The 21,429-nt window shown below is 61.1% G+C and carries 17 protein-coding genes; 7 read left to right on the forward strand and 10 right to left on the reverse strand.

What is annotated here, in order from left to right; translation table 11 throughout:
• Nucleotides 1-48 precede the first annotated feature (48 nt).
• The 5 genes from ppgK to rfaH all read left to right on the forward strand — a co-directional run bounded on the left by ppgK (nt 49) and on the right by rfaH (nt 4,592).
• Entirely contained in the window at nt 49-789 is a 741-nt protein-coding gene (gene ppgK, locus BN1137_RS08215; protein ID WP_050718131.1) for a polyphosphate--glucose phosphotransferase, read from the forward strand.
• 622 nt (nt 790-1,411) lie between these two features.
• Nucleotides 1,412-2,455 (forward strand): methionine ABC transporter ATP-binding protein MetN, encoded by a 1,044-nt coding sequence (gene metN / locus BN1137_RS08220; RefSeq protein WP_050718132.1) that lies wholly within the window; start codon nt 1,412-1,414, stop codon nt 2,453-2,455.
• Between the two features lie 58 nt (nt 2,456-2,513).
• Nucleotides 2,514-3,167 carry a methionine ABC transporter permease gene (locus BN1137_RS08225; RefSeq protein ID WP_050718133.1) on the forward strand — a complete coding sequence of 218 codons (654 nt, stop codon included), beginning with the start codon at nt 2,514-2,516 and terminating at the stop codon, nt 3,165-3,167.
• 26 nt (nt 3,168-3,193) lie between these two features.
• Nucleotides 3,194-3,994, forward strand: a complete 801-nt coding sequence (gene metQ, locus BN1137_RS08230; RefSeq protein ID WP_050718134.1) for a methionine ABC transporter substrate-binding lipoprotein MetQ — start codon at nt 3,194-3,196, stop codon at nt 3,992-3,994.
• Between the two features lie 97 nt (nt 3,995-4,091).
• Nucleotides 4,092-4,592, forward strand: coding sequence for a transcription/translation regulatory transformer protein RfaH (rfaH, locus tag BN1137_RS08235; RefSeq protein WP_050718135.1), 501 nt, complete (start codon nt 4,092-4,094; stop codon nt 4,590-4,592).
• Nucleotides 4,593-4,730: 138 nt separating this feature from the next.
• On the opposite strand, the gene BN1137_RS08240 is transcribed toward rfaH, so the two are convergent.
• From BN1137_RS08240 to arcB, 6 genes are all read right to left on the reverse strand, one after another.
• Nucleotides 4,731-6,704: a HAMP domain-containing methyl-accepting chemotaxis protein gene (locus tag BN1137_RS08240; RefSeq protein ID WP_050718136.1), complete on the reverse strand. Its 1,974-nt coding sequence runs from the start codon at nt 6,702-6,704 to the stop codon at nt 4,731-4,733.
• A gap of 38 nt (nt 6,705-6,742) precedes the next feature.
• Nucleotides 6,743-7,954, reverse strand: coding sequence for an EAL domain-containing response regulator (locus tag BN1137_RS08245; RefSeq protein ID WP_050718137.1), 1,212 nt, complete (start codon nt 7,952-7,954; stop codon nt 6,743-6,745).
• Nucleotides 7,947-12,212, reverse strand: a complete 4,266-nt coding sequence (locus tag BN1137_RS08250; RefSeq protein ID WP_050718138.1) for an ATP-binding protein — start codon at nt 12,210-12,212, stop codon at nt 7,947-7,949. Before BN1137_RS08250 ends, BN1137_RS08245 begins: the two co-directional genes overlap by 8 nt.
• Nucleotides 12,213-12,356: 144 nt before the next feature.
• The gene (locus BN1137_RS21880; protein WP_083443403.1) at nt 12,357-12,560 is read right to left on the reverse strand and encodes a hypothetical protein; all 204 of its coding nucleotides are present in this window, start codon (nt 12,558-12,560) and stop codon (nt 12,357-12,359) included.
• Between the two features lie 287 nt (nt 12,561-12,847).
• Nucleotides 12,848-14,212 carry a dGTPase gene (gene dgt, locus BN1137_RS08260; RefSeq protein WP_050718140.1) on the reverse strand — a complete coding sequence of 455 codons (1,365 nt, stop codon included), beginning with the start codon at nt 14,210-14,212 and terminating at the stop codon, nt 12,848-12,850.
• 31 nt (nt 14,213-14,243) lie between these two features.
• A complete protein-coding gene (gene arcB, locus BN1137_RS08265; protein ID WP_050718141.1) occupies nt 14,244-16,556 on the reverse strand; it encodes an aerobic respiration two-component sensor histidine kinase ArcB in 2,313 nt (770 codons plus the stop codon).
• Between the two features lie 201 nt (nt 16,557-16,757).
• Here arcB and BN1137_RS08270 point away from each other — a divergent pair, with 201 nt between their 5' ends.
• Nucleotides 16,758-17,756 carry a DUF2860 family protein gene (locus BN1137_RS08270; protein WP_050718142.1) on the forward strand — a complete coding sequence of 333 codons (999 nt, stop codon included), beginning with the start codon at nt 16,758-16,760 and terminating at the stop codon, nt 17,754-17,756.
• Between the two features lie 62 nt (nt 17,757-17,818).
• Here BN1137_RS08270 and BN1137_RS08275 read toward each other — a convergent pair whose 3' ends face one another.
• The 4 genes from BN1137_RS08275 to BN1137_RS08290 all read right to left on the reverse strand — a co-directional run bounded on the left by BN1137_RS08275 (nt 17,819) and on the right by BN1137_RS08290 (nt 20,727).
• Nucleotides 17,819-18,517, reverse strand: coding sequence for a DUF3334 family protein (locus BN1137_RS08275; RefSeq protein ID WP_050718143.1), 699 nt, complete (start codon nt 18,515-18,517; stop codon nt 17,819-17,821).
• A 105-nt stretch (nt 18,518-18,622) separates the two neighbouring features.
• Entirely contained in the window at nt 18,623-19,054 is a 432-nt protein-coding gene (locus BN1137_RS08280; protein WP_050718144.1) for an HIT domain-containing protein, read from the reverse strand.
• Nucleotides 19,055-19,125: 71 nt separating this feature from the next.
• Entirely contained in the window at nt 19,126-19,743 is a 618-nt protein-coding gene (locus BN1137_RS08285) for a DUF2057 domain-containing protein (protein ID WP_050718145.1), read from the reverse strand.
• A gap of 84 nt (nt 19,744-19,827) precedes the next feature.
• The gene (locus BN1137_RS08290; protein WP_050718146.1) at nt 19,828-20,727 is read right to left on the reverse strand and encodes a LysR family transcriptional regulator; all 900 of its coding nucleotides are present in this window, start codon (nt 20,725-20,727) and stop codon (nt 19,828-19,830) included.
• Nucleotides 20,728-20,826: 99 nt separating this feature from the next.
• Between BN1137_RS08290 and BN1137_RS08295 the strand changes: the two genes are divergently transcribed.
• Entirely contained in the window at nt 20,827-21,429 is a 603-nt protein-coding gene (locus BN1137_RS08295; protein ID WP_050718147.1) for a short chain dehydrogenase, read from the forward strand.

Raw genomic sequence — 21,429 nt, forward strand, 5'->3', positions numbered from 1 at the left:
CATGCTCTGCCGATGTTTGACCATCGGCACACTAAAAGGAACATTCTGATGCAGATGTTGGGAGTAGATATCGGCGGCTCCGGGATCAAGGGTTGCCTGGTCGACACCGCGACCGGTGAGCTCATCGGTGAACGCCACCGTCTGGCCACCCCGCAGCCGGCCACTCCGGCCGCCATTGCCCATACCCTCAAGGCACTGGTCGAGCACTTCGAATGGAAGGGCCCTGTGGGTTGCGGCTTCCCCGCCATCATTCATAACGGCATCGCCAAGAGCGCCGCCAACATCGACAAGAGCTGGGTCGAGACCGATGCCGCCCACCTGTTTGCGGATGTGACCGGTCTGCCCTGCCACGTCATCAACGACGCCGATGCAGCCGGTCTGGCCGAGATGCGCTTTGGCACCGGCCGGGATCGCAAGGGGGTCATCATCCTCATCACGGTCGGCACCGGCATCGGCACCGCGGTGTTCGTCAACGGCCAGCTGCTGCCCAACACCGAGCTGGGGCATCTGATGCTGGAAGGCATGGTAGCCGAGCACTACTGCTCGGATGCGGCCCGCAAACGCGAAGATCTCTCCTGGGGTCGCTGGGGCAAGCGTTTCAACAAGTACCTGGCCAGACTGGAATTTCTGTTCTCCCCCGATCTCTTCATTTTGGGGGGCGGCAGCGCCTCCAAACTCGACAAGTTCATCGACAAGATAGAGACCCGGGCCCCGCTGGTGGCGGCGGCCAGCCTCAATCAGGCCGGCATCATAGGGGCGGCCCTCTATGCCGTAGAGCAGCAGAAATAACCCCTCTCTTCCAGATCACAGAGGCCCGGCATATGCCGGGCCTCTGTCATTTCAGCAAGGGCTCAAGCGTCAGCGAGCCTGCCATCTTGCCGCCATCGGAAGGTCCCGCACTCAGCTCCCCTCAAGCCCCGAGCCGCTCCCCTCAGTCCAGGGAGCCTAATCGATCAGCCATTGCCACCCTCCAACCACCATCACCCTCAGCTCCCACGCATTGATGTGGTTATTTATTGTTCCATATCAATAAGATGACCAAGAAAAGAGCAGGAGACAAAGGGTAGCGATCCATGCGACCTTGATGGCGAGCGATGACAACGGAAAGAATCGCGCCCGGCGGCCGGCTAATAAACCCCGCGTGACAGCCACATTAGCCACCATATGTTCGGCCATTTGGTGGATTAACAAAATCCAATGTCGTCATATGAGAAATCACCATTTCTCATAGTCACAGGGCGGGAATCCTTATCACTTTTTTAGACGTCTAGACGTAGAAACATGCGTTGACACAGCCATCTGGACATCTTAGCATCATCCTCCATGATGGCAGACTAACCCAGTGAAACCTCTGCCCAATTCACCCGCCTGTAGCGCCCTGTGCTTTAAGGCTGTTAGCACGGAAGAATTCATGATTAAGTTGAACGGTCTCAACAAAGTCTACGGTAAGGGCACTGATGCTGTGCACGCCCTGCGTGACGTGAGCCTGCATGTGCCACAAGGCAAGATTTTCGGTGTGATCGGCGCCTCCGGTGCCGGCAAGAGTACCCTTATTCGTTGCGTCAACCTGCTGGAGCGCCCCACCGATGGCCAGGTCATCGTCGATGGCCTGGATCTGGTGGCCCTGCCCGAGCGGGATCTGACCCAGGCCCGCCGCCAGATCGGCATGATTTTCCAGCACTTCAACCTGCTCGCCTCCCGTACCGTGTTCGCCAACATCGCCTTCCCGCTGGAACTGGCGGGCTGGAGCAAGGCGCAGATCCAGGCCAGGGTCGAAGAGCTGCTCGCCCTGGTCGGGCTGGAAGCCCGCGCCCACGCCTATCCATCCGAGCTGTCCGGTGGTCAGAAGCAGCGCGTCGCCATCGCTCGTGCCCTGGCGCCGGCCCCCAAGGTGCTGCTGTGTGACGAGGCCACCTCGGCGCTCGATCCCCAGACCACCCGCTCCATCCTGAGTCTGCTCAAAGAAATCAACGTCAAGCTCGGGCTCACCATCTTGCTCATCACCCACGAGATGGATGTGGTGAAAGGGATCTGTGACGAGGTCGCCATCATCAGCGATGGCCGCCTGATCGAGCAAGGCGAGGTGGCCTGGTTCTTCAGCAATGCCAAGACCCAGCTGGCCCGCGACTTCATCCACTCCACCATCCACCTGGAAGTACCGCAGGAGTATAAGGATCGGATGAGCAGCGAACGAGTCGCCAACAGCTATCCGCTGGTCAAGCTCGGTTTCACCGGCAGCACGGTCGACACGCCGCTCATCTCCGAGGCGAGCCGTCGTTTCAACATCGACATCAGCATCCTGAGTGCCGACATCGAGTACGCCGGCGGGGTCAAATTCGGCTTCCTGCTGGCCGAACTGTTCGGTGATGAGGCCCAGTGCGAGGCGACCCAACAGTTCCTGATAGACAACCATATTCAGCTGGAGGTGATGGGCTATGTACGCAGCAATGACTGATCTGCCACTCCCGACCCTAGTCGACTCAACAACCCTACTCAGCTGAAGGTGATGATCCATGTCCGAAGCAATGATTAATCTGCTGTTCACCGCCCTCGGTGACACCCTGATCATGGTGTTTGCCTCCGCCCTGTTTGGTTATGTTCTCGGTCTGCCGCTCGGAATGGCACTATATGTGACCAAGGCGGGCCAGAGCCTGGCCAACCCGCGGCTTAACCGGACCCTCGGCATCGTCGTCAACGTCGGTCGCTCGGTGCCCTTCATCATCTTACTGGTAGCAATCACTCCTATGACCAGGGTGATCACTGGCACCAGTATCGGCACCATCGCCGCCATAGTGCCGTTGACCATAGGCGCCGTGCCCTTCATCGCCCGTCTGGTGGAAGGGGCCCTGATGGAGGTGCCGGACGGGCTGCTCGAGGCCGCCAAGGCCATGGGCGCCAAACCCTTGCAAATCATCGTCAAGGTGCTGCTGCCCGAGGCTCTGCCTGGGATCTTTAACAGTGTCATCATTACGCTCGTCACGCTCGTGAACTACTCCGCCATGGCCGGTGCCATCGGGGGAGGCGGGTTAGGAGATGTTGCAATTCGCTATGGTTATCAACGTTACGAGCCCGTCGTCATGTGGGTTACCGTAGCCATTCTGGTAGTACTGGTTCAACTTATCCAGAGCGCAGGTGAGCGCCTGGTCAAACAATATGATCATCGTTGATCGTCGATTTCTGACAGGAGGTTTTTATGAAATTGGGCATTAAATCCGCTGCAGCCGCGCTGCTGGCTACTCTGGTACTGGTCGGCTGTGGCCAGAAAGAAGAGAACAAAACCCTGAAAGTCGGCGCCATTGCCGGCCCCGAGACCGAGCTGGTCGAGACCGCCGCCAAGGTGGCGAAAGAGAAATATGGCCTAAACGTCGAGATCGTGACCTTCTCCGACTATGTCACCCCCAACGTGGCATTGAACGATGGCAGCGTCGACGTCAACGCCTTCCAGCACAAACCCTACCTGGATGCCCAGATCCGTGATCGCGGCTTCAAGCTGGTGCCGGTTGGCAACACCTTCGTCTACCCGATCGCCGGTTACTCCAAGAAGATCAAGGCTCTGAGCGAACTGAAAGACGGTGCCCAGATCGCGGTGCCGAACGATCCGACCAACTTGGGTCGCTCCCTGATCCTGCTGGAGAAGCAAGGTCTGCTGAAACTGAAGGAAGGCGCCGGTCTGGAAGCGACCGTGCTGGACATCGCCAGCAACCCGCGCAACTTCAAGATCGTCGAACTGGAAGCCGCTCAGCTGCCGCGCTCCCTGGAAGATGTTGATCTCTCCATCATCAACAACACCTTCGCCGGTCAGATTGGCCTGACCCCGACCGAGAACGGCATCTTCGTCGAAGACAAGAACTCCCCCTACGTCAACCTGATCGTCGCCCGTGAAAACAACAAGGATGACGAGAAGGTCAAGCAGTTCGTCCAGTCCTTCCAGACCGACGAGGTCTACCAGAAAGGCACCGAACTGTTCAAGGGTGGCCTGGTAAAAGGTTGGTAATCACTCACTCTGCAAAAAAGGCTGCGCCAAGCGTGGCCTTTTTTTTTACCCTCGCTATCATGGGCGTTAGCACGGCAACACGAAAAAAAATAACACAATGAAGAAATGGTATCTGGCCTACTGCAAGCCAAAAGAAGAAGCTCGCGCCCGCGCTCATCTGGCAGCCCAGGGCGTCGAGTCTTACTACCCCATGGTGGAGGTTGAGAAGCTGCGTCGCGGCAAGCGGGTTCCGGTACGTGAACCCATGTTTCCCAACTACCTGTTCATCCACGTGGACCTCGACGAGATCCCGCCTATCACCCTGAAGTCGACCCGTGGCATCAGCCGCATCATCCATTTCGGCAAGGAGTGGACGGCCATCAACAGCCAGGTGATCTATCGGCTGATGAGCCGTGATGACAGCGATGAAGCCAGGGCCAGCTACGCGCATCTGCCGACGCCAGGGGACAAGGTACTGATCGAATCTGGCCCCTTCGCGGGCTTCGAGGCCATCTATCTGGAGCCGGATGGCGAGAAACGGGCGATCCTGCTGATCAACTTGCTCAATCAGGAGACCAGCACCAGCTTCGACAACCAGGCTTTTCGTCGGCTGGACTGAGGGCCTTTGCCCAGCCAGAGGCAGTGAAAGAGATCGGTTTTTTATAAACTGATGAAATAAAACGCTATAAACACAACAGAATATAGCTCTTTAGGTTAATCCCTCTGCAAACGGCGGGCTGTCGCCCGCCCCTTCGTCTCAATCCAGCTCGAACCGGCTGATGACCGAGGTCAACCGACCTGTCTCCTGAGCCAACCTGGCGACGATCTCTTCTCCCTGTCGACTGCGCTCACTGGACTGACGGCTGAGCCCTGCTATCTCCTCGACCGTGCCAGCGACCTCCTGTGCCACCCTGGTCTGTTGCTCGGTGGCGGTGGCAATGGCGTCAAGCTGACCGGAGAGATCCTGCACCAGCCGCGTCATGGCCTCGAGTGTCTCGGTGACCGAGGCCACGGCGCCATGTCCCTGCTCCACCAGCCGGGTACCGCTGCCAACCGTCTCGGCGGTCTGCCGGGTCTGCTGCTGGATGCTGGCGATGGTCAGATTGATCTCCGCCGTCGACCGGCTGGTGCGGCTGGCAAGCTGGCGCACCTCATCCGCCACCACCGCAAACCCCCGTCCCTGCTCGCCGGCGCGCGCCGCCTCGATAGCTGCATTGAGCGCCAGCAGATTGGTCTGCTCGGCGATGGTGGCGATGACCTCGGTGACGCGCCCCACCTGTTCGCTCTGAGTGCTCAGCAGCCCCATCGCCTGATTGGCCTCGGCCATCATGGCCGCAATCTGCTGCATGGTAGTGGTCATGCGAGCGAGGGCATCGCTCCCCTGATGCGCCTGGCGTTCGCTCTGGCGAGCCGCGTCGGCCGCCTCGGCGATGTTGCCCGCCACATCCCGGGTGCTGGCCGACATCTGTTCGATGGCCGCGGCCACCGTATCGACCCGCCGATCCTGGCTCGCCAGCTCGTCCACTATCTGGTTGCTGGTGCGACCCACCTCGCGGCAGGCGCCTTCTACCTGACCCACCGCCCCCTGAATGTCGCCCACCAGCTGACGCAGCTGGCTCGACATCCGGTTGATGGAGCCGGTCAGGCCGCCCAGCTCGTCCTGACGCAGCACCGGCAAGGGCGCTGCCGGCAGGCGGCCATCCGCCACCAGCCCGGCACGGGCCACCAGACTGGCGATGTCCCGCGTCAGGCGGCGGCTAAACAGCAAGGCCACCAGAGTGCCCAGCAAGACGGCGCTGGTGGTAGTCAGCAGCAGGGTACGATGGATGGTTTGACTGGCAGCAGCCATCTTGCCGGCCATCTTGTCGACCTCGGCGCGGGTGTGGGTCACCTGGGACGCCAGCTGATCGGCGAGCCGGGTCAGGGCGGGTTCGATGGCGGTGGCCATCAGATGGTTGGCCTGATCCCAATCGGGGGCCTGGCGCTTGGCAATCACCTGCCCCACCAGCTCGGCAAAGGGGGCCGACATCTGCTCGAACAGGGCCCACAGCCCCTGCTGCGCCTCGGTAAACTGGGCCTGCTGCTGTTTCAGTTCGGCCACCCGCTGCAGATGGAACTGGTAGTAATCCTGATACTTGGCCTGATACTCCGGCTCGCCGGAGATGAGAAAGTCCCGCAGGGCGGAGAGCGCGTTGGCGAGGCTGTTGTAGGCGTCCCCCACCTGCTTGAGCAGCAGGCGGCGATCCCCTGGCAGCTCGGCCTGGGGAGTCGCCACCTCTTCATTGGCGAAGGATTGCAGTTGATCGAGCGCCGCCTCGGCCAGGGGGCCGGCCTCCAGCAACATCAGGCTGTGAGCCGGCAGGTTTTCCTCGGTGTGCGCCAGTGCCCAGACCTTCTGCTGCTGGCCCTTGAACCCCTTGAGCGCATCGGCCAGGGCGGGGGTAAACGTCTGCTGTTCGATGAGCCGCCAGGCCCCCTCCCACTCCTGCTTGAGGCGCTCGGCCTGGGCCATATCCTTGCCGAGGATCAGATAGGCACGCAGGGAGGAGACGGTGGCGATCAGCGCCTTCTGGCTCGCCTCATCCCGTTGCAGGGCAGGCAGCGCCTGCTCCAGCAAGGCCGCTTGCGATTGCTGGATCCGGCCGAGCTGATGGTAAACCAGGGCGGAGGAGAGAATGATGAGCAGATTGATAAAACAAAAGCTGAACAACAGCTTGCTTGAAATTTTCATGAACATCCTTGTTCTGTAACGGGCATCCTGCCCCGGATTCAGCCCTTGATCAGGGTGGGCAATCGCTCGAGCCAGGTGCGATGCCACTCCCGCAATTCATCCCGCGGCATGGGCCGGGCGGAGAAGAAGCCCTGGCACTGATCGCAGCCCAATCTGGCCAGCAACTGCCAGGTGGGTTCATCCTCGACCCCCTCGGCCACCGACTTGAGCCCCAGCTTGCGGGCCAGCTCGATGCTGGACTCTATTATGGCGAGCCGGGAGGGATCCTCATAGCAGCGATCGACGAAGGATCGGTCCAGTTTCAACTCGGTGAAGGGCAACAGCGCCAGCTGCTGCATGGAGGAGTAACCGGTGCCGAAATCATCGATGGAGAGCCCAAAACCATGCATGCGCAGGCGCGTCAGCACCTCAAGCGACTTGCCGAGATCCTTGACGAAGGCGCTCTCGGTCACCTCCAGCGTGATCAGCTCCGGATTGATGCTCCAGCGCTGGCAGTGGCTGAGCAGGGTGTTGCACAGATCCCCCTCGATGAGCGAGGTGGTGGAGAGGTTCATCGACAGGTTGAGGGAGAGCCCGGTGCGCTCCCACAGATGGCCATCGCGCAGGGACTTGTTGATGATGACCTCGGTCAGTTGATCGATGAGCCCGTGACGCTCCGCCAGGGGAATGAAATGCACCGGGGAGACCAGGCCATATTCGGGGTGCTGCCAGCGGGCGAGCGCCTCCATGCCGGTCCATTGACCGGTGCCAAAGCTCACCTTGGGCTGATACCAGGGCAGCAGATGATCCTGCTCCAGCGCCTGGCAGAGATCATCCGGCGTCAAACTGTGGCTGTCCTCTTCCTGCGTCCGCTCCTGCTGGGGCCGCCAGGCACCGATCAACTGCTTGATGTGTTGCGGGCTGGCGGGCTTGTCGACGCGCCCCAGCACCTGCAGGCCATAGGCCGTGCTCATGCGTAGCACGGCATCGACCACATCGTCTTCCAGCGCGCTGCACAGAATGACGCCGCCCCGGAATCCGCCAAGGGAGAGCCGCCGCAGCAGCGCCATGCCATCCATGCCGGGCATGCGCAGATCGCAAAACAGGATATCGACCTGATGATGCTGGCACAGCTCCAACGCCGCCTCGCCATCCTGCGCCTCCAGCAGGTTGCCGTAGCCGAGCCTGCTGATCTGGTGCATCAGGGCCTTGCGCTGGAAGTTGTGATCCTCCACCACCATGATCACCAACTCATGTTGCTTGTTATTCATCGAGCCATAATCCAATTTCGCCTGTAATAGCATCCATCAATCCCTGTACCGCCTGGCTCAATTCGTCAAGCCGGTCCAGCTGTTTCAATCGGGCGGCCGCTTCCAGCTGCGCGGCCTCCGTCGCCAGCGCCAATTGGCCGACCATGCGGGCCGCGCCCTTGATGCGATGCGCGGTCTCCACCAGCGCCTGGGTATCCTGGCGTGCCAGCGCCCGCATCATCTCCTCGCTGTCCTGCCGATTGGAGTCCAGATACTCCTGCGCCATGCTGCGAGACAGCGTCTCATCACCAAACAGAGATAGCCAGCTCGATGCCTGATCCCGGCTCGCCGCCGGGATGCCGGCCACCGGCGCACTGGGTTCAGTTGCGGCCGGTAACCAACCCATCAGCGTCTGGCGCAGGGTCTCCAGGTTGTAGGGCTTGAACAACATGTCGTTCATGCCAGCAAGCTGCATCTGCCGGCTGGCCTCCTCCGAGGTATCCGCCGTGACCCCGATGATGGGGGACGAATCGCCCGCCGCCCGCAGGGTCTTCGTCAGGGTATAGCCATCCATCACCGGCATGTGGCAATCGGTCAGCAACAGCGCGAATCGCTGCCCCTGCCAGGCGCGCAGCGCCTTCTCGCCATCCTCGACCAGCTCGGCATCGATGCCGAGAATGGCGAGCTGGCGAGCCAGCAAGGCACGGTTGATGGGGTGGTCATCGGCGACCAGCACTCGCCCCTGCAACTTGCCGACCAGGGCGTGCCCCGGCTGAGCGGCCCGCTCGCCCGCCAACTGGCGGCAGGTCTCCAGTAGCAGGTCAGGGTAGAGCGGCGACTGACCCAGCCGCCACCAAGCATCGCTGCCCATCCGGCCACGCAGCGCCTCTTGCGGGGAGAGCACTATGCCCTTGAGTGCGGATTGCTGCAAATGCTGCGACCAGTCGCTGCCAAGGGCCTGCTCCAGCAGGCGCTCTTCCGCCAGCAAACGGCCACTCAGCGGTTGTCGCCACTGCTGTGGTTCGAGCCGATGCAACCTGGCCCCCAGCTGCGTCATGGTCGCCTGCAAGGCGGCATCCTCTCCCAGCCACCACCAATCCTGATCGAGCAGCGGTGGCGCGTCCCACTGGCACTCCGCCAACGGGATCTTGAAGGTGACGCAGGTTCCCCTGCTCGGCTGGCTCTGCAATTCCAGGCTGCCACCCATCTTCTGGATCAACTGATGGCAAATGGCGAGCCCAAGGCCGGTCCCGCCGAAACGGCGGGTGATGTCGGACTCGACCTGCTTGAAGGGGGTAAACAGGTTCGCCAGCTTGTCCTCGGCGATGCCGATGCCGGAGTCTTTCACCACGAACACCAGCTGGTTCGCCTGATAGCCGACTTGAATGGCGATCTCTCCCCATTCGGTAAATTTCACCGCGTTGTTGAGCAGATTGGAGATCACCTGGCCCACCCGGATGGCGTCGATGCTGGCCTGATCCGGCACTTCGGCGGCCCATCCCAGGCTCACCTTGAGTCCCTTGCCATAGGCCAGGGTGGCGTGGCCACGGATGACATCGCAGATGACCGAGGTGAGTCGGCAGGAGTGATAATGCAGTTGCAACTGGCCCGCCTCTATCTTGGAAAAGTCCAGGATATCGTTGACCAGATAGAGCAGGTTGTTGGTCGAGGTCCCGATGTTGCGCAGCATGTAACGCTGATCGTCATTGAGATCGCTCATCTGCAGCAACTCCAGCATACCGTGCATGCCGGAGATGGGCGTGCGCAACTCGTGGCTCATGGTGGCGAGGAAGCGGCTGCGCGCCTGCATCGCCTGCTCCGCAGAGGCCCGCGCCTCCCGCAGTTCGTGCTCCTGCTGCTTGAGCGCCGTGATGTCATGAATGACGCCGTTGAGGATCAGGTTGCCCTCTTCCTGGCGCACGAAGCTGCCACGAACCTGCAGATAACGGGTCCCTTCCGTGCGCTCGACCTTGACCTCCAGATCGAGTGGCGCCAGGGTTTCGGCGTGATTGGCCACCTTGCTGACGAAGTCTTGCAGCGCCGCCTCGGTAAAACCGAACACCTCACCGCCCGACTCCGCCGACAACAGCTCTTCACCGCTGCTGCCCAGAATTTCACTCGCCCCTTGCGACACATAGAGGAAGCGCCCCTGGCCCGGCCCCTGCCACAGATACTGATAGACGATGCCGGGCATGCTGTCGGTGATCTGGGTGAGACGAATTTCCGCCTGGCGAGCCCGCGCCTCGGCTTCTTTTATGCGGCTAACATCGGTTAATACAGTCAATACCCCCAACATGTCACCGCTGGGTGATCGGTATGGCTGTTTTGCGTAAATAACGTGGAATGACGTACCGTCCTGGCGATGACTGTAACCCGCCCCCTCCAGTACCTTGCCGCTCTGCCACACCTCCCGTTCCTCCCGCAGCACCCGTACCCGCTCGGGGGAGGGAATATTGTCAAGGTAGAGCGGATTGCCATCATCTCTGCTGACGAAGGCGTCACGGTAGGCGTGATTGCAGAGGGTAATGCGCAGGCTTTTGTCCCGCAGCACCACCATGTTGGGTAGCGAGTCGAGCAGGGTCTGCACGAAGGTCAGCTGCTCGTTCAGGCGCTGCTCGGCCTGTTGGCGCTGCTTTATCTGACGACGCAGGGTGCGATTCCAGCCAACAAACAGCAGCACGCAGAGCAGGAAGATGCCCCCGCCGAGGGAAGACCAGAGCAGCACCTTCTTGGGATCGATCCCGGTCTGGATAGTCAGCGACATCCACTTGTGCTCCAGTCGGGTCAGCTCTTCCGGCCGGATAGAGAGCAGTGTCTTGGTCAGGATCTGCTGCAACATGGGATCCTGTTGTTGCACCGCCATGGCGACGGGCACCCGCAACTCGTTGCCGGAGAAGACCACCTGATAGCGATCGCTGAAGCCTTTTTGCAGCGCTTGCTCCAGGGTGGTCGTGCTCATCAGCACATAATCGGCCTGGCCGCTGTCGAGCAGTGGCAGCAGCAGGGTGTCGCTGCCGGCATTGACCTGCAGGGCACCGAGCTGATCCAGCAAGCCCTTTTCCACCGAGCCCGCCACCATGCCCACCCGGCGCCCCTTCAGCTCCGCCAGGCTGGAGAGTTCGGCTACCCCTTGCCTTGAGGCGATCACCCGATTGATGAAGGCATAATCCGGGGTAAACAGCATGGACTGACGGCGCTCGTCGGTCGGGGTCATGGCGGGAATGAAGTCCAGCTTGTCCGCCTGAAACTGCACCTGGGTCTCGGCCCAGCTCTGGGTCGGCACCAGGGTGAACTGCAACCCGGAGCGCGTGCTCATCAACTTGAGCAGATCGGAGATAAAGCCCTGTAAATGCCCCTGCTTGTCTATCTCGCTCACCGCGGGCCAATTGGGGGCGACCCCATATTTCAGGGTCGGGTGCTGGGCCAGCCAGTTCAATTCGTCCTGGGTAAACATATTCTGGCGTGGGCCATGCACCTGACCGAAATCGATGCCGCCGCCCGTTTCCAACAGACGCCGCCGCTCGTTATCGGGCATGTCGAGCAGCACCCGTTGCAGCAGTGCCTGCAAACTCATGTTGTTGGCCGTCGTCACCATGGTCAGCTGGGTACCCACCACCCAGGAGGGGGTGATGACCTGTAATTGAGCATGCTGGCGCAGGTGTTGCAGACGGATCAGGGTCGGCAGATCCGCCAGATAGGCATCCACCAACCCCCGCTTCACCATGAAGGCAGCCTCATCGACACTGTCGGCCTCGCTGCGCTGTTTCACCCCAAGCCGCATCAGCTCATCGCAGGCACCGAAACCTCGAATGCACACCCAGCGCCAGGTCTTGGCCACGTCCAGAGAGACGTTCTGTTGCGAACGCGCCAGCAAGATCCCCCGTGGCACCCCCATGATGTCCAGGGCCCGCAGCGTCTGCGGTTGCCGGGCCTGCTCCGGGGATACGCCGAACAGCAGATCGGCCTCGCCGTTGAGCAAAGCTTGCTGCGCCTTGGCGTAATCGGGATAACTCTTGTATCTCAGGGTCAGCCCCAACTGACCCGCCACCAGCTCGGCAAAATCATCCAGCGGCCCGCTGAACCCACCCCGACCATTGGTATAGACATAGGGTGGCCAATCAACGGCAGGCATGCCCACCACCAGCTCGCTGTGCGACTCGAGCCACTCCTGCTTCGTCCGTGCCAACTGGTCATGACTCAGGACAGTGTCGGCAGCCGCCACTAGGCTACAGCTAGCCAGCCAGTACAGCAGAATGACGCGAAAGCAACGAGACAACATGGATAACTCCTGTACAGACCGGGGGTGATCATAGAGTTTTTGGCTAAATGTGCGACTAAAAAATCATTTTGATGACATTTAGAAACACAAATGGCAGGCCTAAGCCTGCCATTTGTTCTCATCAGGGGAGCAAGCTCCCTGTCATCAGGTTATTCGATTCCCAAGCCGGAAGCCGGTTTGATATTCCCGCTCACGGACATGGGAAATCTGCACATTCTGTCCTTCCAGACCGATGTCTTTCAACATGGCAGGGGAGAGATGCAGATAGCTGACGCGACGCTCCAGTCGGGTGATCCGTTTCTGAACAATGGATTCGACGGTGCGCAGCAAGACGAGTTCGATAGACATAATATTCTCCAGTTGAACATACGGTTCTCCCGGAGAGAGGACATCACCCTGCGGGACAACCGCGGGTGATGAAAAGGCAGGTGTTACCTGTTCCCTCCACGCGGTAAATAAAGAGCACGAGTTTTCGCGCTGCCGATGCAGCGGTCGAACGCAACGTTGAGCATTGAATGTTGCATATACGTCTCCTTACCGAGTGAAAGTTGAACAAGTTGCCACAGTCTAGAAAAACACCAGATGTTGTGCAATATCCATCCCACCCATATGGGTGGGATGCCTGATGAGGCCGATCAGATCCCGGACAGCAGCCGGAACTCCTCCAGTGCATAGGTATCCGTCATGCCGCTGACGTAGTCGAGCAGCAAACGTACCCGGTAGTACCACTCCTGTTCCATGCTCGACTCAAAACGGGGATCTGCGGTGGCCACCGCCAGCCGGTACGCCTTGATATGGCGGGCCGACAGCCGGTGGAACAGCCGGCGGGCGAAGAACAGCTCGCTGCCACCTTTGCCGGCCAGCAGCCGCTCGAACTGGGAGACCGGCAGCGCCAGCAGACAGGCGTAAGTCGAGAGCACGCCGCGCAGGGCGGCATAGCCTTCCAGCTCCAGCGCCTCCACTTCGGAGCGCATGAATACCTGCTCGCGGGCCACCTGCTTGAGCACATCGAGTACCCGCGCCGCCGGTGCCTGGCCGTGCAAGAGTGCCTGAGGATAGGCGCCGCTCAGGATGGCAGCATGTTCACCCACATAGGTCGCGGCTGCCAGTGCGATCAAGTCCTGGGTCAGATGCTGGCGAAAATGAGGGAAGAAACCCCGACCCGAAGCCGTGGCCTGCGCCAGCAGCTCGGCCATGTACTCGCCCTCATCAGCACTTTTCAGCGCCTGCTGCAGCTCGCTCAGGGTGAGAATGCGCCTGTCCACCGCATCCTCGAGATCGGCGATGCAATAAGAGATGTCATCCGCCGCCTCCATGATATAGACCAGCGGATGGCGACAGCCCGGCGCCAATCCCAGATTCAGGCTCAGGGACTGATAGAGCGGTTGCTCGCTAAAGAAGATGCCACGCTTGCTGGCCCAGCCGTGGTGTTGGCCAAAGTGCTGACCCGGTGTCGGCTGCTGCGGGTATTTGCACAGGGCGGCCAGTTGCCCCAGGGTCAGGTTCAACTCGTGCAGGCTATGCACCAGTCGTAGGCTCTGGGCATTGCCATCGAACACCAGCAGATCCTGGCGCAGTTCGGCCCATTGTGGGCTCGGTAGCTGATCATGAGCGCTGGCAAAGAGCTCATCCAGCGCCTGCGCCAGCCACTGGCTCATCACCTGCTCGCCGAAGTGACCGAATGGCGGGTTACCGACGTCGTGCAACAGGCAGGACATCTCCACCAGATTGATAAAAGCCCCCTCATTGACACTGCCCGCGGGCAACAGGGCCAGGATCCGGCGGCTGATCTGGCGGCCGGTCTCCTGTACCTCCAGCGAATGGGTGAGGCGGCTGCGCACCGAGGCCTTCACGTCCAGCGGGAAGACCTGGGTCTTCTGCTGCAGGCGACGCACCGGCGCGGCTTGCACGATGCGGGCACGATCCTGCTCGGTCGCCTCCAGCAGGCTCTCTTCCCCCCAGAAATGCACTCGCAGGGACGGGATCAGGCGCTGATACATGAGATCTCCTTGGCGATGATGATGAGCCTGCTCAAGAGAGCAGCCAGCGACGCAGGCGAGCGATGTCGCCTGGGTATTCCCGCCGCAGCGTCTCAATCCAGTCTTCCACGTTCTCCCACCAGGCGGGATGCTCCGGGCTCTGGATGAGCTGGGCCGTCTGCTGCAGACGGCGCAGGCCGATGGAGCCGGCCGCCCCCTTGATCTTGTGCGCCTCCTCCACCACCCCGGCCTGATCCCTGGCAATCATGTTCGAATCGAGCACCGCCATGTAGTCGGGCATCATCTTCTCGAACAGATCGACGCTGGAGAGCAGTATCGGCTTACCCACCGTGCTGGCGTAATCGGTGAGGAAGGGCAAGTCCAGCAGTTCATCCTGGTTGCCCTCGTCCGCCTGCTCATCGGCTTCATCATCGGCCAAGTCTGCAAACAAGTGACCAATCACCTCTCGTACCGCCTTGGAGCCGAGCGGCTTGTTGATCACATCCTGCAGGCCACGATCCCGGTAGTACTGGCGATCGCCGGTGGTATTGGCGGTGAGCGCCACCATGGGCGGCAGGCTGTCGCCATAACGCTCAAGCAGCTGGGCCGCCACATCGAAACCGGTCATGTCCGGCAACTGGATGTCGAGCAGGATCAGATCAAAATCATCCGGGTTGGCCATGGCCAGCGCCTGGGTGCCATCCCGTGCCACCTTGACCTGGTGGCCGAGCTTGTTGAGCAGGGCGCAGGCCACGGTGACGTTCAGCTCCACGTCCTCCACCAGCAGGATGTCGAGCGCCGGCAGCTCCTGCTCGGGCTCGGCAACCACAGATTCGACGCAGTCCACCTCCAGTTCGGCGGTGAAGCAGGAACCCTCGCCGGGATCGCTGTCCACATAGAGCTGGCCGCCCATGGCCTGTACCAGCTGGCGGGAGACCGCGAGGCCGATGCCGGTGCCGGTGGCGTGCTTCTTGCCCTGCACCTGGTAGTACATGGCGAAGATCTTCTCCTGCTGGGCGCGGGGAATGCCGACCCCGGTGTCTTCCACCTCGAAATGCAGCGCCAGCTTGCCCGGTACGTCCGACGCATGGGAGAGGCAGCGTACCGTCACCCCGCCCTCGTCGGTGAACTTGACCGCATTGCCCACCAGGTTCCACAGCACCTGGCGCAAGCGGGTGCCGTCGGCCATCACGAACTGCGGCATGTCGCCATCCCTGTCGAAATGCAGGTAGAGCCCCTTCTGCTCCGCCTGGATGCGGGACAGGGTCTCCAGCTCATCGAGGAAGGCGGGCAAGTCGATGCGGGTCGGCGCGATTTCCAGCCGGCGGCGGTCGAGTTTGTCCAGATCGATGATGTCGTTGAAGATGTTGCCGAGCGTCACGGCGCTCAGGTGAATAGTCTTGAGCTGCTGATGCTGTTTCGCGTCCAGCGGCGTGTCCATCAGCATGCGGCTCAAGCCGACGATGCCGTTGAGCGGGGTGCGCAACTCGTGGCTGATGGTGGAGATGAAGGTAGTCTTGTCCCGGCTCGCCTTCTCCAGCTTGTCCTGGTACTGCTTGCGCTCGGTGATGTCGCGGCCAAAGCCGAGCAGACCGAGCCGCTTGCCGAAGCGGTCGAAGAAGGGCACCTTGCGCAACTCGAAGTAGGCCTTGCGGCCATCGGGGTACTCCAGCCACTGCTCATAGGTGAGCGGCTCGTTTTGGGCGAAGACCTGCTTGTCGGTCTCCACCACCTTGCTGGCGATATCCTGCTTGTAGACATCGAACGGGGTCAGACCGATAAGATCCGCCTCGACCCGGCCGGTCAGCTCTTCCATGGCGCGATTGCAACCGGAGAACTGCTCCTCCTCGTTGCGGTAGTAGACCAGATCAGGGGAGCAGTCGATGAAGGAGCGCAGCAGGGCTGTGCGCTCGCCCAGGTGCAACTGGGCCTTCTCGCGCTGGAACACCTCGTTCTCGAGATCCTCGATCGCCTGTTGGCGCAGCGTCTCGGCGCGGTTGGTCTCGGCTATCTGGGCATTGAGGCGACTGATGTTCTCCTGCAACTGGCTGTTGAGTTCAAGATCGCGCTCGCGCATGTCCTGCAACTTGCGCACCATGCGAGTCAGCCGCTGGCGGGAGTCTTCCAGCTGATCCACCACGATGGAGAGGAAATAGACGGCCCAGGGCGTCACCAGCAGGCCAAAGAAGACCGAACGCACCAGGTCGACGATGTCCACGGTGCCACGCAAAAACAGGGTGACCCCCATCTGGATGGAGACCGCCAGCACTATGATGCCCGCCGCCAGCAACATGCTGAAACGGACCAGCCCGAGCTTGGTCATCAGATCGACATAGTATTGCGCCCAGGATTTGATTTGCTTCATCTCGTTATTTTCTCCCGCTATTGCGCAAACAGAATACCAGCACGGCGCACCGAACACTTGCCCGTTAGATCTTAAATTATTGATTAACGTCACACTCCTGCTGGGGTAGCATGCCCGCCACGAGCCAGTCAGCTCCAGTTCAGCTTATTCATCCGAACTGAGTGGCCGCCGCCATTACCCGTTATGTGAGGAGTCTTACCGATGCGAAATCCCATCCTGCTGGGCCTCGGCCTGCTGGTCGCCACTGCCGCCCACGCCGATCTCGGTGCCATTCCCAAGCAATCTGGCTGGTCCGGTTTCTTGCTGGGGGGCGCCACCGCAGTCAGCCATGAATCCAATTTCTATGCCGGCGGGGATAGCAACAATCGCATCGACAACCTGGGCTCTCCCAGCCGTGAGAACGAGCTCGCGCCGCTCATCAACGCCGACATCCGCTACACCTTCGCCGATACCCGCACCCAGGTATTTTTGGGCAACCTCATTCAGGATGCGCTGCGCTTCGACTTTACCCAGCAGCTTGGGATCCGCCAGGAGATGGGCGACAAGGGCATAGTGGCGGGTTCTGTGGTGTTCAACGCCATGCCGGTCGAGCTGTGGAGCGATCCCTTCGCCACCGGGGTGGATCGCAGTTCTACCGATGCCAAGTCGAAGGGGGTGCGTTTCGCCTGGGACAAGATCTGGGGCAGCAACTTCAACGGCAGCCTCACCAGCCGGGAGGTGGAGCTGGATGAGGAGCGCAGTGGTCAGCAGTACGATCAGCGCAACGGCACCCAATACGCTCCCATGCTGGATCGCAACGGCAAGGTCCATGACATGGAGCTCTCCTACCAGTGGCACTTCAGCGATGGCCAGGTACTGGAGCCTGCCATCCTCTACAAGCAGGCCAAGCTCGATGGCAGCGCCGAGAGCTTCACCAACCTGGGCATGCAGCTGACCTATGCCAAGCGCGGCCCCCAGTGGTCCATCGTCAGTAACGCCTATGTCGGCAAGCGCGAGTATGACGAGGCGAATCCCCTCTTCGGCCAACGCGCAGACGCAGACGAATTTGCCCTCACCGGCACCTTCTTCTGGCACAACCTGCTGGGGGTCAGCGCTCTCTCCGCCACCGCCACTGTGGCCTATAGCCAGGCCAACTCCGACATCGCCTTCTACGATACCCAGACCAGCGTCTTCAGCACCGGCCTGCTCTACAACTTCTAACTCTGCCGGGCTCAATAACAACAAGGCCACCCCAGGGTGGCCTTGTTGTTTGCGCCTCGTCGTCAGAGACCGAGCGAGCTGAGCAAGTCGTCGTGATCGTTGGCAACGGGCGCCGCTGCCGCAGCCGGCTTGGCCGCCGCCAGCTTGGTCTGCGCGATCAGGGCATCGGGATCCAGCTCCTCCTGATCTCTCCCCTCGTTGTGCAGACGGATGAACTCTGTCCTGTCCATCGCCAGCTCCAGGTAGAAGATGTTGTTGCTGGCGGTGAAGAAGGTGACCCTGCGAGTCTCGGGGTTGTCGAGGTTGGTATCCACGCTCAACATCACCTGCTTGTTCAGGGCCAGCATCTTGGGCTGGTTCTGGGTGATATGAGTCTGCAACTCGCGCCCCACCTTGCCAACGAAGCTACCGACAATCTGGTTCATCAGCTCGCCCATGACGTTACTCACCTCGTCCGAGGTGTGGGAGATAGCGAGATCTTCCTTTGAAAGCCCCATACTCAGCATATAACTCTGATAGAGCTCCATGGCCGCGGCGGCGGAGAAGTTGATCACCACCAGGCCGGAAAAGCCGCCATCAAACAGCACGAAACAGCCGATATCCGGCTTGAGGCAGGTCTTGCTAATCCGCTGCACCATGCCAGAGAAGCGCACCTGGCTCTGACTCGCCGCGCTCAATACCCCCGTGACCGAATTGCACAGGCTCAGCAGCACATCCTCTGTGGTCAATACGGCATCATCATCGGATCTTGTTACTATCATGGAACCTTCCTGCGGATCGAAAATGGGCTTGTCTTTGTTGTCACGCTAACAGATAGCGTGATCCTGGCGCTAAAACCGCGAGCCGCCTCTCACTTGACGAGCTTGTCAGTCAAGAAGCGGGCTGAATCCACTCAGCGTGGCCAAGCGGGCTCGCCAGTTATCGGCCGCAATCCGTAAATCTTGCACCTCATAGGTCACGGCAGGATGAGCCCCCCAGATGGGACCCGGCCAGGCGCGATCCGCGGTGAAGCGAGCCACATGATGAAGGTGCAGCTGGGGCACCATATTGCCAAGGGCCGCCACGTTGATCTTGTCCGGGCTCAGCGCCTGCTCCATCAGGCTGGCGACGGCGCAGGACTCCTGCATCAGCTGTTGCTGCTGCGCGGGAGCCAGATGGTGGATCTCCCGCAGCCCGGGGGCGCGGGGCACCAGGATGAGCCAGGGATATTGACTGTCTTTGGCAAGCAGCACGCGGCACAGCGGCAGATCCCCGAGGGACTGGGTATCCGCCTGCAGGCGGGGATGCAATTCAAACATGAACACCTCGTTGGCTAAGATGGGCAAGTCGTTTGACGACTGTGCCCACGTTACTGCAACGGGCGCCAAACTTAAAGCTGGGGCACGGCCCAGCCGATGAAGCGCTTACGAAGCGCCGGATCGGCCTGCAAGAAGAGCCGCTGCAACTGAGCTTCCAGCTCGCTGGCGGCGACCGGCGCCGCAGCCTCCACCGCGACCGCCGTTGCCACGCTGCTTTTCGTCAGCACTGCCCTGCCTGTGCCACGGTTGTACTCCGCCAACCGGGCATGCCAGTCCATCCCAATCTGCATGCCGTTGACCACCAGCTCGTCTTGTTGCAAGGCCAACGGCTGGCCCGCCACCTGCAGAGTCACCATCGGCGCCTTGGCGTAGCGTTCCATCCCGCTCTCATCTTGAGGGACCGTTGCCTGCAGGCGCACCGACTGGCGACTGGCGTCGTAGCGGATCACCTGGGGCTCGGAGCGGATCTCCCTGTCGTTGTCGCTGCTGTTGCGACTCGGGATCACCCCTTCATAGCGCACCAGCAGCTGCTGCTGCCCATCTGCCAGCACGGCATGTTGCTCGTCCTGCACCTTGCCGGCGCTCACCGCCAGGATCTGGAAATCCTTGGGCACAGTGACCTCGACCTCGGCCTGCACCGCCCCGCTGCACAACAACATGACTCCAATCCAACCCTGCTGACGCTTCATTCCCTGTCTCTCTTGATGGCGATGATGGGCGCAGGGTAGCAGCCGGATATGACAGAAAAATAACGGGGCCGAGGGCTGAGCCATTCAGATCAAATAGTGCGGCCGCTCGGCAAACCACTCGGCCAGCACCTGTTTGAACAGCCGGATCTTGCGCGGCACCCGCCGCTGCTGGGCGTGCAGTACATTCAGCGGATGCAGACTGGTCTGCCACTCCCCGAGCAGTGCCACCAGCTCCCCCTTGGCCAGGCTGGCTTCCACCAGCATCAGCGGGCACTTGGCATAGCCCATGCCTGCGCGAGCCAGTTGCAGCAGGGTGCTGTAGTGATTGGCCCGCACCCGCCCCTGCACCGGGATCAGGGCCTCTTCCAGCCCTTTGCGAAAATGCCACTGCTCCCAGGCGGGATTGTGCTCCTGCAGCAGGCAGGTGCGGCCACTGAGCTCATAAGGTGTGGCCGGGATCCCTTCCCGCACGAGCAAGGCGGGACTGGCCACCACCACGTCTCGCAACCGGCCGAGCGGCAGGGCCACCAGATTGTCCGGCACATGGCTCATGGCCCGCAGGGCGATGTCGTGCTCCCCCTCGCTCATGTCAATCATGGCGTTGGTGAAATTGAGTTCGACCCGCACCCCGGGGCAGAGCTCGGCGAAGCGGGCCAGCAACTCGCTCACCATGCGATCACCGGTGCTGACCGGACAGGTGAAGCGCAAGCGGCCGCTGTCCTCCTCGGTCAGGGCCTGGATATCCTGCTCCGCCTGCTGGGCCAGCGCAAAGATCTGTCCGGCCTGCAGGTAGAGCGTCTTGCCCGCCTCCGTCAGGCTCAGACGACGGGTGGTGCGCTGCAACAACTGAGCATTGAGCGAGGCCTCCAGCGCGCTGACGTGACGGCTCAGCATCCCCTTGCTGACCTCCAGCGAGTCAGCCGCGGCGGAGAAACTGCCTCGTTTTACCACTTCATAGAAGCTGGCCAAGTGGGCAACGTCCATTGATTAACTCCAATATGGAAACAATGCGTTTATGTTAAGCGCTTTTTCTTCTTTTTAGGTCGACTAGAATCCTGAATATCCCAAACAGGAGTGACCAAGATGAAAATTGTAATTGTGGGTGCCTCCGGCACCGTCGGATCCGCCGTCAGTGAACTGCTCGCCAAGGATCATCAGGTGATCCGGGTCGGCCACAGCCAGGGAGATGCCCAGGTAGACATGACGGACAGCGCCTCCATCACCGCCCTGTGTGAGGGAATAGGCCGCTTCGATGCCCTGGTGGTGGCCAGTGGCAACGTCGCCTTCACCCCCTTCCCCGAGATGACGGACGAGCAGTGGCAAGTGGGGCTCGAGAGCAAGCTGATGGGTCAGATCAGACTGACCCGCGCCGCCCTCCCCCATCTCAATGACAAGGGCTCCATCACCCTGATCAGCGGCATTCTGAGCGAGGAGCCCATCAACTGGGGCGTCAGCGCCAGCACCATCAACGGTGCCATCGAACACTTCGTGCGGGCCGCCGCCTGCGAGCTGCCACGAGGCTTGCGCATCAACGTGGTGAGTCCGACCGTGCTGGTCGAATCCATGGACAAGTATGCCGATTTCTTCCCGGGCTTCGTGCCGGTGCCCGCCGCCCGGGTGGCCCAGGCCTACAAGAAGTCAGTGCTGGGGGTACAGAGCGGTCAGGTATTCAGGGTCAACGGTTAA

This window comes from Aeromonas tecta (assembly GCF_000820185.1).
GTDB classification, from domain to species: domain Bacteria; phylum Pseudomonadota; class Gammaproteobacteria; order Enterobacterales; family Aeromonadaceae; genus Aeromonas; species Aeromonas tecta.